Raw genomic sequence first — 16,634 nt, forward strand, 5'->3', positions numbered from 1 at the left:
CCCCGCGTCCTCATCGGACAAAGCCGCGTCGCTTACGATCGAGCCTCGTGCCCCACGACGGTAAAGAGCGATCGCAGCGGATCCCCCGGTCGGTGGCCGCCATCGCGGGAATCGTGGGCCTGCTGCTGTGCCTGTCCGTTCCGCTGCTCCCGGTCCGGCAGACCACCGCAACGGTTCTGTGGCCGCAGGGCAGCACGGACGGGCACGTCAGCCAGCTCACCGCGCCCCTGGTGTCGGGGGCGCCCCGCGCGCTGGACATCTCCATTCCCTGCGCGGACATCGCCACCCTGCCCGCGAGCGGCGGGCTGGTGGTCTCCACCCTGCCGCCCGGCGGCATGGACGCCGGGAAGAACGGGCTGTTCGTGCGGGCGAACACGGACGTCGTCGTCGTCGCGTTCCGCGACACCGTGGCCGCGGTCGCGCAACGCTCGGCCGTGGCGGCCGGGGGCTGCAGCGTGCTGCACGCCTGGGCCGACGCCGGCGCGACCGGCGCGGATTTCGTCGGCATACCGGGTGCGTCCGGCATCCTGTCGCCCGAGAAGAAACCGCAGGTCGGCGGCCTCTTCACCGACTTGAAGGTGCCCGCGGGACCGGGGTTGTCGGCCCGCATCGACATCGACACCCGATTCATCACCGCGCCCACGGTCCTCAAGGAAATCGTGATGGTCCTGGGCGCGCTGGCCGTGCTGACGGCCATCGTCGCGCTCGCGGTGCTGGACCGGCGCAGCCGGGGCGGCAGCACGATGCTCAACTGGCGCTCGCCGATCGCCTGGCTCTCCAGGTATCGCCCGGGCACGCACCTAGCCAACTGGCGCCGGGTGGGCATCGCGACGTGGATCGCCGACGCCGGCGTCATCGCGACGCTGCTGGTGTGGCACGTCATCGGCGCCACCTCGTCGGACGACGGCTACAACCTGAGCATCGCCCGCGTCGCCCCCGGCGCCGGTTACATCGCCGACTACTACCGCTACTTCGGCGCCACGGACGCGCCCTTCGACTGGTATCTGAGCCTGCTGGCCAAGATGGCCTCGGTGAGCACGGCCGGCGTGTGGATGCGGCTGCCCGCCACGCTGGCCGCGATCGGGTGCTGGCTGATCATCAGCCACTGGGTGCTGCGCCGGCTCGGACCGGGCCGCGGCGGCCTGGCGGCCAACCGGGTAGCGGTCTTCACCGCGGGCGCGGTGTTCGTGGCGGCGTGGTTGCCCTTCAACAACGGACTGCGGCCCGAACCGCTGATCGCCCTCGGCGTGCTGGTCACCTGGATGCTGGTGGAACGCGCGATCGCGCTGCGGCGGTTGGCCCCGGCGGCGGTGGCCATCATCGTGGCGCTGCTCAGCGCGACGCTGGCACCGCAGGGCCTGATCGCGGTCGCCGCGCTGCTGACCGGGGCACGCGCGGTCGCCCAGACGATCCGGCGCCGCCGGCCGAGCGACGGCCTGCTCGCGCCGCTGGCCGTGCTGGCCGCCTCGGCGTCCCTGATCCTCGTGGTGGTCTTCCGCAGTCAGACGCTGGCCACGGTCGGCGAGTCGGCCCGCATCAAGTACAAGGTCGGCCCGACTATCGCCTGGTACCAGGATTGGCTGCGCTACTACTTCCTCACGGTGGAATCCAACCCCGACGGATCGATGGCCCGGCGATTCGCCGTGCTGGTGCTGCTGCTGTGCATCTTCGGGATGCTGGTCACCCTGCTGCGCCGCGGCCGGATCCCCGGCGTGGCCAGCGGGCCGGCCTGGCGGTTGATCGGCACCACCGCCTTCGGCCTGCTGCTGCTGACGTTCACGCCTACCAAGTGGGCGGTCCAGTTCGGTGCGTTCGCCGGGCTGGCCGGCGCGCTGGGCGCGGTGACCGCGTTCGCCCTGGCCCGCATCGGCCTGCACAACCGCCGCAACCTGACCCTGTACGTGACCGCGCTGCTGTTCGTCCTGGCGGTGGCGACCTCCGGTGTCAACGGCTGGTTCTACGTCGGCAACTACGGGGTTCCGTGGTACGACATCCAGCCGGTCATCGCGAGCCACCCGGTGACGTCGATGTTCCTGGCGCTGTCGATCGCGACCGGCCTGCTGGCCGCCTGGCAGCACTTCCGGATGGACTACGCCGGGCACACCGAGGTCAAGGACAACCGGCGCAACCGGGTGCTGGCGTCGACGCCGCTGCTGGTGGTCGCGACCATCATGGTCGTCGGCGAGGTCGCCTCGCTGACCAAGGGCGCGGTGCTCCGCTACCCGCTCTACACCATCGGCAAGGCGAACTTCGCGGCGATCAGTTCGGGGTTGTCGACGACCAGCTGCGCCATGGCCGACGACGTGCTGGCCGAGCCGGACCCCAACGCGGGCATGCTGCAGCCGGCGCCCGGGCAGACGTTCGGTCCGGACGGCCCGCTGGGCGGGGTCAACCCGGTCGGCTTCAAACCCGACGGCGTCGGCGACGACCTGCGGTCGTATCCGGTGGTGACCAAGCCCGGCGTGGTGAATTCCACCGGGTCGCCCAACAAACCCAATGCCACCATGAGCGACTCCGCGGGCACGGCCGGCGGGAGAGGCCCGGTCGGGGTGAACGGGTCCCATGCCGCGCTGCCGTTCGGGCTGGACCCGGCCCGCACCCCGGTGATGGGCAGCTACGGCGAGAATTCGCTGGCCGCCACCGCGACCTCGGCGTGGTACCAGCTGCCGCCGCGTAGCCCGGACCGCCCGATCGTCGTGGTGACGGCCGCCGGTGCCATCTGGTCGTACAAGGAGGACGGCACCTTCACCTACGGGCAGCAGCTCAAACTGCAGTGGGGCGTCGCCCGTCCCGACGGCACCACCCAGCCGCTGGCAGCGGTGTATCCGATCGACATCGGCCCGGAGCCGGCATGGCGCAACCTGCGGTTCCCGCTGACCTGGGCGCCGCCCGAGGCGAACGTGGCCCGGATCGTCGCCTACGACCCGAATCTGAGCTCGGATCAGTGGTTCGCGGTCACCCCGCCGCGGGTCCCGGTGCTGCAGACCCTGCAGCAGTTGATGGGATCGCGCACACCCGTGCTGATGGACATCGCCACGGCCGCGAACTTCCCCTGCCAGCATCCGTTCTCGGAACACCTTGGCGTGGCGGAACTTCCGGCGTACCGGATCCTGCCCGATCACAAGCAGACGGCGTCGTCGTCGAACGGGTGGGAGGCCAGCGAGGACGGGGGGCCGTTCCTGATCACTCAGACGATGCTGCGTACCTCCACGATCGCGACGTACCTGCGTGGCGACTGGCATCGTGACTGGGGATCCGTGGAGCAGTACTTCCGGTTGGTGCCGGCTGATCAGGCGCCGGACGCCGCAATCGAACAGGGTGTGATGACTGTGCACGGCTGGAGCCGCCAGGGACCGATTCGGGCACTCCCATGAGCGTCACGACCGTCGACAACCACGCGGGCCAGACGGCAGCCCGCCAAGACGTGCGCGTGACGCGCTGGGTCGCGACGATCGCCGGGCTGATCGGTTTCATCCTGTCGATCGCCACCCCACTGCTGCCCGTCGTGCAGACCACCGCCACGCTGAACTGGCCGCAGAACGGCCAGCTGAACAGCGTTACCGCGCCGCTGATTTCGCTCACCCCGGTCGACGTCAAGGTCACCGTGCCGTGTTCGGCGGTGCGCGGCCTGCCGCCGGAGGGCGGGGTCGTGCTCAGCACGGCGCCCAAGAAGGGCAAGGACGCCGCTCTCAACGCGCTGTTCGTGGTCGTCAACGGCAAGCGCGTCGACGTCACCGACCGCAACGTGGTGATCGCCAGCGCGGCCCGCGACCAGGTGGAGTCGCCGCAATGTCAGCGTATCGAGATCACGTCGACGAAGGCGGGCGCCTTCGCCACCTTTGTCGGGCTGAACGATCCGGCGGGCAAGCCGCTCGGCGGCGGCTTCCCCGACCCTAACCTGCGGCCCCAGATCGTCGGGGTGTTCACCGACCTCAGCGGGCCTGCCCCGGCCGGTCTGCAGCTCTCGGCGACCATCGACACCCGGTTCTCCACCACCCCAACGACTTTGAAGCTGGCCGCGATGGTGCTGGCCATCGTGTCCACCATCGTCGCGCTGATCGCCTTGTGGCGGCTGGATCAGCTGGACGGTCACCGGATGCGCCGGCTCATTCCGGCGAACTGGCGCACGTTCACGCTGGCCGATGTCACGGTGATCTCCGGCTTCGTGCTGTGGCATGTGATCGGGGCGAACTCGTCGGACGACGGCTACATCCTGGGCATGGCCCGCGTCGCCGACCGCGCCGGCTACATGTCGAACTACTTCCGCTGGTTCGGCAGCCCCGAGGACCCCTTCGGCTGGTACTACAACCTGCTGGCGCTGATGACCCATGTCACCGACGCCAGCCTGTGGATGCGGTTGCCGGACCTTATCGCCGGAATCGTGTGCTGGCTGCTGCTCTCGCGCGAGGTGCTGCCCCGGCTGGGACCCGCCGTCGCCGCAAGCAAGCCGGCGAATTGGGCGGCGGGCATGGTGTTGCTGACGGCCTGGATGCCGTTCGACAACGGCTTGCGCCCCGAGCCGATCATCGCCGTCGGGTCGCTGATCACCTACGTGCTGATCGAGCGCTCGATGCGCTACAGCCGGCTGACGCCCGCGGCGCTGGCCGTCATCACCGCCGCGTTTACGCTCGGGGTGCAGCCGACCGGATTGATCGCGGTGGCCGCGCTGGTCGCCGGTGGCCGCCCGATCCTGCGCATTCTGGTGAAGCGCCATCGCCTGGTCGGGACCTGGCCACTGGTGGCGCCGATGCTGGCCGCCGGCACGGTCATCCTGACCGTGGTGTTCGCCGATCAGACGCTGTCAACGGTGTTGGAAGCCACCAGGATTCGCACCTCGATCGGCCCCAGCCAGGCCTGGTACACCGAGAACCTGCGCTACTACTACCTGATCCTGCCCACCGTCGACGGGTCGCTGTCGCGCCGGTTCGGCTTCCTCATCGCGGCGCTGTGCCTGTTCACCGCGGTCTTTATCATGTTGCGGCGCAAGCGAGTTCCCGGTGTGGCACGCGGGCCGGCCTGGCGGCTGATGGGCGTCATCTTCGGCACCATGTTCTTCCTGATGTTCACCCCCACCAAGTGGGTGCACCACTTCGGGCTGTTCGCCGCGGTGGGAGCGGCGATGGCCGCGCTGACGACGGTGCTGGTGTCGCACGAGAGCTTGCGCTGGTCGCGTAACCGCATGGCATTCCTGGCTGCGCTGTTGTTCGTGCTGGCGCTGTGTTTCGCCACCACCAACGGCTGGTGGTACGTGTCGAGCTTCGGTGTTCCGTTCAACAACGTGATGCCGAGGATCCACGGAATCAGCATCAGCACAGTATTTTTCGCGCTGTTCGTCATTGTCGCGCTGTACGCGGCGTACCTGCATTTCGCGCCTCGGGACCGCGGCGAAGGACGACTGGCGCGGGCGCTGACCGCCGCGCCCATCCCCCTCGCGGCCGGCTTCATGGCGCTGGTCTTCATCGCCTCGATGGTGGCCGGCATCGTGCGGCAGTACCCCACCTACTCCAACGCCTGGGACAACCTGCGCGAGTTCAGCGGCGGCTGTGGGCTGGCCGACGACGTGCTCGTCGAGCCGGACAGCAATGCCGGCTTCATGGTGCCTGTCAAAACAGGGGAGCCGGACAATTACGGCCCGCTCGGGCCGTTGGGTGGGGTGAACCCGACGGGCTTCAGCCCCAACGGCGTCCCGGACCGCACCCTGGCCGAATCGGTCAAGGAGACGGAGGTGGCGCAGCCCGGCACCGACTACGACTGGGACGCGCCGACCAAGCTGAAGACCCCGGGCGTCAACGGCTCGACGATGCCGCTGCCGTATGGCCTCGACCCCAGCCGGGTGCCACTGGCCGGCAGCTACACCACCGGCGCCCAGCAACAGAGCAGGCTCACCTCGGCGTGGTACCAGCTGCCGAGGCCCGATGACGGGCACCCGCTGGTGGTGGTGACCGCCGCGGGGACGATCGCCGGCAACAGCATCCTGCACGGCCACACCAGCGGGCAGACCGTGGAGCTGGAATTCGGCAGGCCCGGCCCCGGCGGCGCGGTGCAGCCGGCCGGGCGCCTGGTCCCCTACGACCTGTACGGCGAGCAGCCGAAGGTGTGGCGCAACCTGCGCTTCGCGCGATCGGAGATGCCCACGGACGCAGTCGCGGTGCGGGTGGTCGCCGAGGACCTGTCCCTGACGCCGGACGACTGGATCGCGCTGACCCCGCCGCGGGTGCCGGAGCTGCGTTCGCTGCAGGAGTTCGTCGGTTCCAAGCGGCCGGTGCTGATGGACTGGGCGGTCGGGCTGGCGTTCCCCTGCCAGCAGCCGATGCTGCACTCCAACGGCGTCGCCGAAATCCCGGAGTTCCGCATCACCCCGGACTACAACGCCAAGAAGCAGGACACCGACACCTGGCAGGACGGCGTCAACGGCGGCCTGCTGGGCATCACCGACCTGTTGCTGCGGGCCCACGTGATGTCGACGTACCTGTCCCACGACTGGGGCCGCGACTGGGGATCGCTGCGCAAATTCGACACGATCGCCGACGCGCACCCCGCGCAGCTCGACCTGGGCACCGCCACCCGCACCGGATGGTGGACACCCGGACCGATCCGCATCAAGCCGTAACGGGCGCCGAAATGGTGCAAATGCCTTTGCGCCGCCGTTATTTTCCGGCGGCATATCGCCTGGAATTAACGCCCCAGTAATTACTGGTCAGAGGTTTATTTTGGCGATTTTTGGGTCAATACTCATTTCACTGTGATCCAGTTCACACCGCGGAATGAGGGGCCGAATGCACACGCTGACACGCCTGGGAACCTGCGCGGCCGCGGCCACCGCGGTCATCGCCCCGGCCGCGGGCACCGCGCTTGGCACCGCGTCCGCCGAGGGCGGCGGCACGACCGTCGTTTTCGACAACTATCTGCGGCGATGCGATTTCAGCAAGATCAGCATCGCCCCCAAGGTGCCCAGCTCGACGCTCGGCACCGGTTCGGCCGTCGTCCGCACCAGCGGATCCAGGGCCGTCGCCGAGGTGCATCTCGTCGACGCGACGCAGCCGGGCACGCAATTCGACGTCGGCCTCATTGAAGAACCCCGCCCGTCCTCCTCGACCTGCGGGCCCGGCGACCCGGGCACCGCGTTTACCAGCATGGTCACCGACGGCGCGGGAATCGGATCGGCGACCGTTGCTGACACCATTCGGCCGGGCACCACCGGCGTTTGGCTGATTATCGAGCGGCCGAATGCGAACTCGCAGAACCCGGTGGAGTTCTATACGTCCGAGTTCGTGGTGCCGGTGGGTTCCTAGCCACCGCCCACCCGCCCAAGCGGCGACAGGTGAAGCAAGGACTTCCGGCCCTATTTGACGTTTTTGTCAAATGTTGCGATGGGGGTATCCGAGGAGTCTGGTGAGGGGGGAGCGGTGTCGGCGTCGAAGGACACAAGCCAGCAGCGAATCGCGGCGGCGGATGACGCCACCGGCGACATGGGTTCGTTGCTGCGCGCCGACGCCCGCGACGACATCGACATGTCATCGGCTGTCGCCGACGCGGCGGCGACTTTGGACCGCGGTTCGGCCATGCTCGTGGTGAAGCGGGGCCCCAACGTCGGGGCGAAGTTCGTGTTGAACCAGCCGGTCATGAACGCGGGCCGGCACCCGGACAGCGACATCTTTCTCGACGACATCACCGTCAGTCGCCGGCACGCCGAATTCCGCTCCGAGAACGGCGAATTCCGCGTCGTCGACCTCGGCAGCCTCAACGGCACCTACCTCAACCGCGCCGCCGTCGACTCGGCGGTCCTGGCCCACGGGGACGTGCTCCAGGTCGGGAACTTCCGGTTGCTTTTCCTCACCGCCCAGCCGACGTGACACCGACGCTGCGCCCGGCTCGGCGCGTAGCGTCTCCCCCATGAGCGACTACGCCGCAGAGGCGGTGGACCGGCTGCCGTTTTCCACCGAGGAGAAGTCGCGGCGCTACGCAACGGAGAACTACCGCGGCGCCGTGGGGCTCAACTGGTACCTGACCGATCCCACGCTGCAGTTCACCATGGCCTACTACCTCGAGCCGGAGGAACTGGAGCTGGCCGAACGCCATCTGACCCGCATCGGCGAGCTGATGGGCGGCCCGGTGGCGCGGTGGGCCGAAGAGACGGATCGCAACCCGCCGCAGCTGCAGCGCTACGACCGATGGGGTCACGACATCAGCGAGGTGGTCATGCCGGCCTCCTTCACCCAGTCCAAGCGGGCGGTCCTGGACGCCCAGCGGGCACTGCGCACCGAGGCGCGCGCGGCGAAGATGAGCTCGTCGCTGCCCATGTTCGCGTCGAATTACCTGCTCAACCAGGCCGATATCGGCATGGGCTGCGCGCTGGGCACCGGCGGCGGAATGGTCCAGTCCCTGGTGGCGGCCTACGCGCCGCCCGACGTGGCCGAGCACGTGCTGGCCAAATTCGCCTCCGGCGAATGGGCCGGTGAGACCGCGCAGCTGTTGACCGAACGCACCGGAGGCTCCGATCTGGGAGCGCTCGAGACGACCGCCACATGTCACGGCGACTCGTGGCTGCTGAACGGCTTCAAGTGGTTTGCGTCCAACTGCGCCGGGGAAGCGTTCGTCGTCCTGGCCAAACCCGAAGGCGCACCGGACTCTTCGCGGGGCGTCGCCAACTTCCTGGTGCTGCGCACCCGCCGCGACGGGTCCCGCAACGGGGTGCGGGTCCGGCGGCTCAAGGACAAGCTGGGCACCCGCTCGGTGGCCTCCGGCGAGGTCGAATTCGTCGATGCCGAGGCGTTTCTGCTGTCCGGGCAGCCCACCGACGACGCCGCGGGCCCCTCGGACGGCAAGGGCCTGGGTCGCATGATGGAGCTGACCAACGCCGCGCGCCTGGGCATCGCCCTGTTCGGGCTCGGCAATGCGCGGCGCGCCCTGGTCGAATCGCTGTGTTACGCCCGGCAACGACGGGCGTTCGGCGGCGCGCTCATCGACAAGCCGCTGATGCGGCGCAAGCTCGCCGAGATGATCGTCGACGTCGAGGCCGCGCAGGCCTTGGTGTTCGACGGCACCGGCGCCACCAACCACCGTCAACCGCGCAGCATGCGGCAACGCATCGCCGTGCCGGTCACCAAGCTCAAGGTGTGCCGGCTGGGAATCACCGCCGCGTCGGACGCGATCGAAATCCACGGCGGCAACGGCTATATCGAGACCTGGCCGGTAGCAAGGCTTTTGCGCGACGCGCAGGTAAACACCATCTGGGAGGGGCCGGACAACATTTTGTGCCTGGACGTGCGGCGCGGGATCGAGCAGAGCCGCGCGCACGAGACGCTGCTGGCGCGGCTGCGCGACGCGGTCTCGGTCGCCGACGATGGCGAAACCACCCGGCTGGTCGCCGGCCGGATCGAGGACCTGGACGCGGCGATCACCGCGTGGACCAAGCTCGACAGTCAGACGGCCGAGGCTCGGCTGTTCCCGCTGGCCCAATTCATGGGCGACGTCTACGCCGGCGCACTGCTGATCGAGCAGGCCGCGTGGGAACGGGAAACCCGCGGCGGTGAGCGCAAGGCGCTCGTCGCGGGGCTGTACGCGCAGCGCTATCTCGCCGATCGCGGTGCACTGCGCGGCATCGACGACGAGTCCGACGACGCGCTGGAGCGCTTCGACGAACTGCTCGGCGGTTCGCTTCGGCTCTAAGGCCTAGATCGGGATGAGGCCGTGCTTGCGTGCCGTGCGGAACCACAGTTGCTTGTCCCGCAACAGCCGCATCGACTTGCGCAGCAGCAGCCTGGTCTCGTGCGGATCGATGACCGCGTCGATGAAGCCGCGTTCGGCGGCGGTCCACGGGATCGCCATGTTGAGGTTGTAGCCCTCGATGAAGTCCTTCTTGATCTGCTGCGCCTCGGGGGTGGTGGGGTCGGGGAACCGCTTCATCAGCAGCTGGGCGGCCCCCTCGGCGCCGATCACCGCAATGCGCGCGGTCGGCCAAGCGAAGTTGAAGTCCGCGGTCAGCTGCCGGGAGCCCATCACGGCGTAGGCGCCGCCGTAGGACTTGCGGACCGTGATCGTCACCTTCGGCACGTCGGCCTCGACGACCGAGTACAGGAACCGGCCGCCGCGCTTGATGATGCCGTTCTTCTCCTGCTCGGCACCCGGCAGGAAGCCGGGGGTGTCCACCACGAACACCAGCGGGATGTTGAACGCGTCGCAGAACCGGATGAAGCGTGCCGCCTTGTCGGAGGCCTCGTTGTCGATCGACCCGGACAGGTGCATGGGCTGGTTGGCGATCACGCCCACCGGGCGGCCGTCGACCCGGGCGAACCCGGTGATGATCGCCGGCCCGTGTTGGGCGGCGACGTCGAGGAAGTCGCCGTCGTCGAAGATCCGCAGCAGGATCTCGTGCATGTCGTAGGCCATGTTGTCCGAGTCCGGCACGATCGAGTCGAGCTCCAGATCGGTCGGCGTGGTCTCCGGCTCGAGGCCGGGGTTGACGATCGGCGGGTCGCTGACGGCGCTCGACGGCAGGAACGACAGGAAGTCGCGCACGTACTGGAACGCCTCGGCCTCGGAGTTGACCACCTGGTGGATGTTGCCGTAGCGGGCTTGGGCGTCGGAGCCGCCGAGCTCGTCGAGGGTGACCTCCTCGCCGGTGACCTCCTGGATCACGTCGGGCCCGGTGACGAAGAAGTACCCCTGGTCGCGCACCGAGACCAGCAGGTCGTCCTGGATCGGCGAATACACCGCTCCCCCAGCGCATTTGCCGAATATCAGGGAGATCTGCGGTACCAGTCCGCTCAACGCCTCGTGGCGGCGGCCCAGCTCGGCGTACCACGCCAGCGAGGTGACGGCGTCCTGGATGCGGGCGCCGCCGGAGTCCTGGATGCCGATGATCGGGCAGCCGACCATCGCACACCACTCCATCAGCCGCGCGACCTTGCGCCCGAACATCTCGCCGACGGTGCCCTGGAACACGGTCTGGTCATGCGAGAACACCCCGACGGGCCGGCCGTCGATCATGGCGTGGCCGGTGACGCAGCCGTCGCCGTAGAGCGCGTTCGGGTCGTTCGGTGTCTTGGCCAGCGCCCCGGTCTCGAGGAAGGTGCCGGGATCGACCAGCGCGTGCACCCGGGCGCGGGCGCTGGGGATGCCCTTCTTGTCGCGCTTGGCGACGGCCTTCTCACCGCCGGGCTCTTTGGCCAATTCCAGGCGACGGTAGAGCTCGGCCAGCTTCTCGGCTGTGGTGTGCTGGATGGGGGCCGGCGCCATCTCCGTCACGACTTGCCTACCTCACTTGTCTGGGTGATGTCGGCCTCCACCTTATTCAGCACGTCGGCGAGGTGAGCACCGACCTTGCCGATGATCGGTTCGTCGATGGCCTGGATGTGCTCGCCGCCGATCGGCACCACCTCGAGGTCGGCCACGTACTCGCCCCAGCCGCCGTCGGGCTTGCGGATCGCGTAGCGCGGCTCGAACTCGATGACGTCGTCGTGGTAGCGGTCGGCCATGTACAGGGTGACGTGTCCGTCGTACGGCTCGATCTGGACGGTTTCGAGCGCCCGGTTGTCCAGGTACGACGTCCGCTGGTGCTCGACGATGCCACCCGGGATCTGCACACCGCTCTGCTGGACGATGTCCAGCACGAACTTGACCTGGCCCTCGTCGTCGAGCTCTTCGAGCTGCTCGTAGGGGATCGCGGGAATCTCGACGTTGAAGGTGCGCTCGGCGAACTTCGCGTACCGGTCCCAGCGCTTGCGGGTCTCCTCCTGCGTCTGCGGGATCTCCTCGCCGGCGCGCACCGTGTCGATCATCCCGACGAAGCGGACGTCTTCGCCGGCCCGCTTCAGGCCGATCGCGCACGCGTAGGCCAGCGCGCCGCCGAGCGACCACCCGGCCAGGATGAACGGCTTGCCCGCGTTCATCTCCAGCAGCTTCGGCACGTACTGGGCGGCCCGCTCCTGCACGGTGCCCTCCACGCGCTCGAAGCCGTACATCGGCGTCTCCGCCGGCAGCCGGTTCAGCAGCGGCTCGTAGACCACGGTCGACCCGCCGGCCGGATGGAACACGAACACCGGGGGCTTGGAGCTGCCCTCGGGGCGCGCCCGCAGCGTGCGGACGAAGCCGTCGATCTGACCGGCCTCCAGGTACTGACGCACCCTTTCGGCCAGCGCCTCGATGGTGTCCGACGTCAGGACGTCCTCGGCGGTGATGTCGCCCTCGGCGCGTTCGGAGAGCCGCTGCGCCATCTTGGCCGCGGTGTCCTCGTCGAGCTTGGGCAGCGGGTTGAAGATGCCGCCCGGCGACTTGCCCGTGACGATGGCCCAGGTGGCGAAGGTGACCCGCTCGGCGGCGTCGCGCGGCGGCACATCGGAATTCAGCGCCTTGGACACCGCCTCCTGGCTGAGCGCCCCGGCCAGATCCGGCGTGGCGCCGTTGGTCGCGGCGCCCTTCGGGCCCGACGGGTCCGTCGGCGGCGGCGGGATCGTCGCGTCCGACGGCGGTGGTGCGGGCTGAGTCTCGGGCTCGGCCTGCGGGTCCGGAGCCGGTGCGGCGGCCGTCGTCGGCGTCGCCCCGCTGAGCAGCTGCGCCTGCTCTCTGGCGATCTCCTCGGGCGTCTGCGTCTTCTGGTGCTCGTGCAGCTGGTCGACCTCGTCGCGGTGCTCGACGGCGTACTCGATCAGCTTCTCGATGGCGTACAGGTTGGCGTCCCGCACGGCCGTCAATTGGATTGGCGGCAGGTCGAAGTCGTATTCGACCCGGTTCTTGATCCGCACGGCCATCAGCGAGTCGAGGCCGAGCTCGATCAGCGGCACCTCCCACGGCAGGTCCTCGGGCTCGTAGCCCATGGCCGCCGAGACGATCAGGCCCAGCCGCTCGCCGACGGTCTCACCGGAATCCGGCGACCACCGGCCCACGCTGGACGGCAGGTAGCGGTTGGTCAGGCTGTCCGACAGCGTCTCGGCGTCGGCCTCCTCGGCGGCTGCGGGCGCTTGCGGCGCCTCGATCGGCGCCGCGATCGCGGTGCCGGCGCCTACCGCGGTCGGCAGCACCGACGCGGTGCCCCCGCGTGACACCAGCGCGTCGTAGACCAGTGTGAACGACTCGTCGATGCGGGCGTGCACCTGAACCGAGGCGCCACCCGGGTGCCGGGTCATGGTCGTCACCAGCCGGGCGCCCGCGCCGGGCACCGCGCGCTGCTCGGACGCCACCAGCTGCGCGTCCGAAAGGACTTGCTTGGCGGCGGATTTCACCAGCGCGGCCAGGTCGGTCTCACCGTTGCGCGGGGCGTACTCCCAGACGTGGCGCCCGTCCGGCAGCGCGACGTGGGTGCCCGGCATGATCACCGAGCCGTCGCCGGAGAAGTGCACGTCCAGCCAGTGCTCTTTGCGCTTGAACTTCGTCAGCGGAATGTTCGCGTAGTCCTCGGGGCCCTGCGCGCGGGTGAACAGCGTGCGGATGTCCAGGTCGTGACCGTGGACGTAGAGCTGGGCCATGGCCGAGATCATCGACTCGACGTCGTCCTGCTTTTTGGCTAGCGTCGGAATCAGTTGCGCGTCATGCAGACCCGCGGCGGCGGTGGTCAGGCCGATCTGCATGAGCGCCACCGGGTTTGGCGCGAGCTCCAGGAACGTGGTGTGGCCGCTGTCGACGGCGTTGCGCACGCCGTGGGTGAAGTAGACCGAATGCCGCATGCCCTTGACCCAGTACGCGACGTCGTGGATCGGCTCGCCGCCGGGCTTGATGTAGGTGCCCTCGTGCACCGTCGAGAAGATTCCCACGGTCGGGCTCATCGGCTCGATGCCCTGCAGCTCCGCGGAGAACTCACCGAGCAGCGGATCCATCTGGGAGGTGTGGCCGGCGCCCTTGGTCTGCAGCTTGCGGGCGAAGCGGCCCTCCGCCTCGGCGCGCGCGACGATCGCGTCGATCTGCTCGGGCGGACCGCCGATCACGGTCTGACTGGGCGCGGCGTAGACGCACACCTCCAGGCCGGGGAAGTCGGCGAACACCGTCTTGAGCTCGTCGGCGGAGTACTCGACGAGCGCCATGAAGCGGATGTACTCGCCGAACAGCATCGCCTCGCCCTCGCCCATCAGGTGCGAGCGCGACGCGATCACGCGGGCCGCGTCGGCCAGCGACAGCCCGCCGGCGAAGTACGCCGACGCGGGCTCGCCGAGCGACTGCCCAATCACCGCGGCGGGCTTGGCGCCGTGGTGCTTGAGCAGCTCGCCGAGCGCGATCTGGATCGCGAAGATGACGACGTTGGACGTCTCGATGCCGTACTCGTGCGAGTCGTCGAGGATGAGCTCGAGCACCGAGTAGCCGCGCTCGTCCTGGATCAGCGCGTCGACCTTCTCGATCCACTCGGCGAAGACCGCGTTGCGCAAATACAGGTTCTTGCCCATCTTGCGGTGCTGCGCGCCGAAACCGGCCATCGCCCACACCGGGCCGCTGGTCACCGGACCGTCGGTGCTGAACACGTTCGGCCGCTGCTTGCCCTCGGCGACCGCGCGCAGGCCCTTGATGGCCTCTTCGTGGTCGTGCGCCAGCACCACCGCGCGCGAGCGGCCGTGGTTGCGCCGCGACAGCGACCGGCCGATCGATTCCAGGGACGACGCCTGGCCTTCCGGGCTTTCCATCCAGTCCGCGAGCTCGGCGGCGGCGGCCTTCTTGCGTGACGTCAGGAACCCCGACACCGCGAGCGGGATCAGCGGCTTGGTCGGCTCCGATTCCTCTTGCGCGGCAAGCTCTTCCAGGGCGATCTCTTTGAGACGCAGCGCCTCGTCGGTGACGCCGGGCAGCTCGTAGGCTTCCTCCACCGCCTCGGAGGCGTCGGGGATGATGTTGCCGAAGTCGTCGAATCGCAGCGAGTGGCTTTCGAGCGTGGGCGCCTCGGCCGGGTCCTCGCCGGCCGCCGCGGGCGCGATGATCTCGGCCTGCGGTTCCGGCTCCTTCTCGATCACGTCGCGGGGCAACACCTCGCGCACCACCAGGTGCGCGTTGGCCCCGCCGAAGCCGAAGCTGGACACCCCGGCCAGCGCGTAACCGCCGTAGCGCGGCCAATCGCTGGCGGTGTCAACGACTTTCAAGCGCATGCCCTCGAAGTCGATGTAGGGGCTCGGGCCGGCGAAGTTGATCGACGGCGGCAGCTTGTCGTGCTGCAGCGCCAGCACCACCTTGGCCAGGCTCGCCGCACCGGCGGCCGACTCCAGGTGTCCCACATTGGTTTTCACCGCGCCCAGCAACGCCGGACGGTCGGCGGGGCGGCCGCGCCCGACGACGCGGCCCAGCGCCTCGGCCTCGATGGGGTCACCCAGCACGGTGCCGGTGCCGTGCGCCTCGATGTAGTCGACGGTCCGCGGGTCGATCCCGGCGTCCTTGTAGGCCCGGCGCAGCACCTCGGCCTGGGCGTCCTGGTTGGGGGCGATCAGGCCGTTGGACCGGCCGTCGTGGTTGACCGCGCTGCCGGCGATGACCGCCAGGATCTGGTCGCCGTCGCGGCGGGCGTCGTCGACCCGCTTGAGCACGAACATGCCGCCGCCCTCGGAGCGGGTGTAGCCGTCGGCGTCCGACGAGAACGACTTGATCCGGCCGTCGGGCGCCAGCACCGCGCCGATCTCGTCGAAACCGAGCGTCACCAGCGGGGTGAGCAACGCGTTGACACCGCCGGCGACGGCCACGTCGCACTCGCCGTTGCGCAGCGCCTGCACCGCCTGGTGCGTCGCCACCAGCGAGCTCGAGCAGGCGGTGTCCAGCGCCACCGAGGGACCGCGGAAGTCGTAGAAGTAGGACACCCGGTTGGCGATGATCGAGCTGGCCGTTCCGGTGATCGCGTAAGGGTGGGCGACCGTCGGGTCGGACACCGCCAGGAATTGGTAGTCGTTGTTGGAGAAGCCGACGTAGACGCCGACGGCCTCGCCGCGCAGGCTCGACGCCGGGATGCGGGCGTGCTCGAGCGCCTCCCAGGTGAGTTCGAGCGCCATCCGCTGCTGGGGGTCGATGTTGTCGGCCTCGGTCTTGGCGACCGCAAAGAACTCCGAGTCGAAGCCCTTGATGTCCTTCAGGTAGCCGCCGCGGGTGCGCGCGGTGCCCACGCGCTCGGCGATGCGGGGTTCCTCGAGGAATTCCGACCAGCGGCCCTCGGGCAGGTCGGTGATGGCGTCGCGGCCTTCCATCAGCGCCGCCCACGTCTCGTCCGGGGAGTTCATGTCGCCGGGCAACCGGGTCGCCAGGCCCACGATCGCGATGTCGACGCGCTCGGCCGGGCCGGTGCGGGTCCAGTCGGCACCGTCCAGCTCGTCGTCGGCCACCTCGGGCTCACCCTCGATGATGCGGGTGGCCAGCGATTCGATGGTCGGGTGCTGGAACGCCACCGCGACCGACAGGGTCACACCGGTCAGGTCTTCGATGTCGGCGGCCATTGCCACGGCGTCGCGCGACGCCAGGCCCAGCTCGACCATCGGCACCGACTCGTCGATCTCGTCGGGGGACTTCCCGACGGCCCGGCCCACCCAGTTGCGCAGCCATTCGCGCATCTCGGGGACCGTGGTTATGCGCCGCTTCTCAGCATCGCTTCGCTCTGCATCGTCGCCGGCGCGCATGTCGGCCTTCTTCGCGGGCACCTCCCCGTCAGGGCCCGGGGTGTGGTTTTCGGGGTGCTCAGTGTC

At 69.2% G+C, this 16,634-nt stretch carries 7 protein-coding genes; 5 read left to right on the top strand and 2 right to left on the bottom strand.

Annotated features, from left to right (window positions below):
* Positions 1-47 precede the first annotated feature (47 nt).
* From AC5Y5B_RS08765 to AC5Y5B_RS08785, 5 genes are all read left to right on the top strand, one after another.
* Positions 48-3,374, top strand: coding sequence for an arabinosyltransferase domain-containing protein (locus tag AC5Y5B_RS08765; protein WP_500005095.1), 3,327 nt, complete (start codon positions 48-50; stop codon positions 3,372-3,374).
* The gene (locus AC5Y5B_RS08770; protein ID WP_500005097.1) at positions 3,371-6,610 is read left to right on the top strand and encodes an arabinosyltransferase domain-containing protein; all 3,240 of its coding nucleotides are present in this window, start codon (positions 3,371-3,373) and stop codon (positions 6,608-6,610) included. Before AC5Y5B_RS08765 ends, AC5Y5B_RS08770 begins: the two co-directional genes overlap by 4 nt.
* Positions 6,611-6,776: 166 nt before the next feature.
* Positions 6,777-7,292 carry a hypothetical protein gene (locus tag AC5Y5B_RS08775; RefSeq protein WP_112632585.1) on the top strand — a complete coding sequence of 172 codons (516 nt, stop codon included), beginning with the start codon at positions 6,777-6,779 and terminating at the stop codon, positions 7,290-7,292.
* A gap of 114 nt (positions 7,293-7,406) precedes the next feature.
* Positions 7,407-7,853 (top strand): FHA domain-containing protein, encoded by a 447-nt coding sequence (locus tag AC5Y5B_RS08780; protein ID WP_112632586.1) that lies wholly within the window; start codon positions 7,407-7,409, stop codon positions 7,851-7,853.
* Between the two features lie 40 nt (positions 7,854-7,893).
* Positions 7,894-9,669 (top strand): acyl-CoA dehydrogenase family protein, encoded by a 1,776-nt coding sequence (locus tag AC5Y5B_RS08785; protein WP_500005099.1) that lies wholly within the window; start codon positions 7,894-7,896, stop codon positions 9,667-9,669.
* A gap of 3 nt (positions 9,670-9,672) precedes the next feature.
* Here AC5Y5B_RS08785 and AC5Y5B_RS08790 read toward each other — a convergent pair whose 3' ends face one another.
* Positions 9,673-11,238 (bottom strand): acyl-CoA carboxylase subunit beta, encoded by a 1,566-nt coding sequence (locus tag AC5Y5B_RS08790; protein WP_112632623.1) that lies wholly within the window; start codon positions 11,236-11,238, stop codon positions 9,673-9,675.
* A gap of 5 nt (positions 11,239-11,243) precedes the next feature.
* On the bottom strand, positions 11,244-16,568 hold the full coding sequence (pks13, locus tag AC5Y5B_RS08795; protein WP_500005279.1) for a polyketide synthase Pks13: 5,325 nt from the start codon (positions 16,566-16,568) through the stop codon (positions 11,244-11,246).
* Between the last annotated feature and the right edge of the window lie 66 nt (positions 16,569-16,634).

The sequence above is a fragment of the Mycobacterium sp. NGS33 genome, from assembly GCF_059812885.1.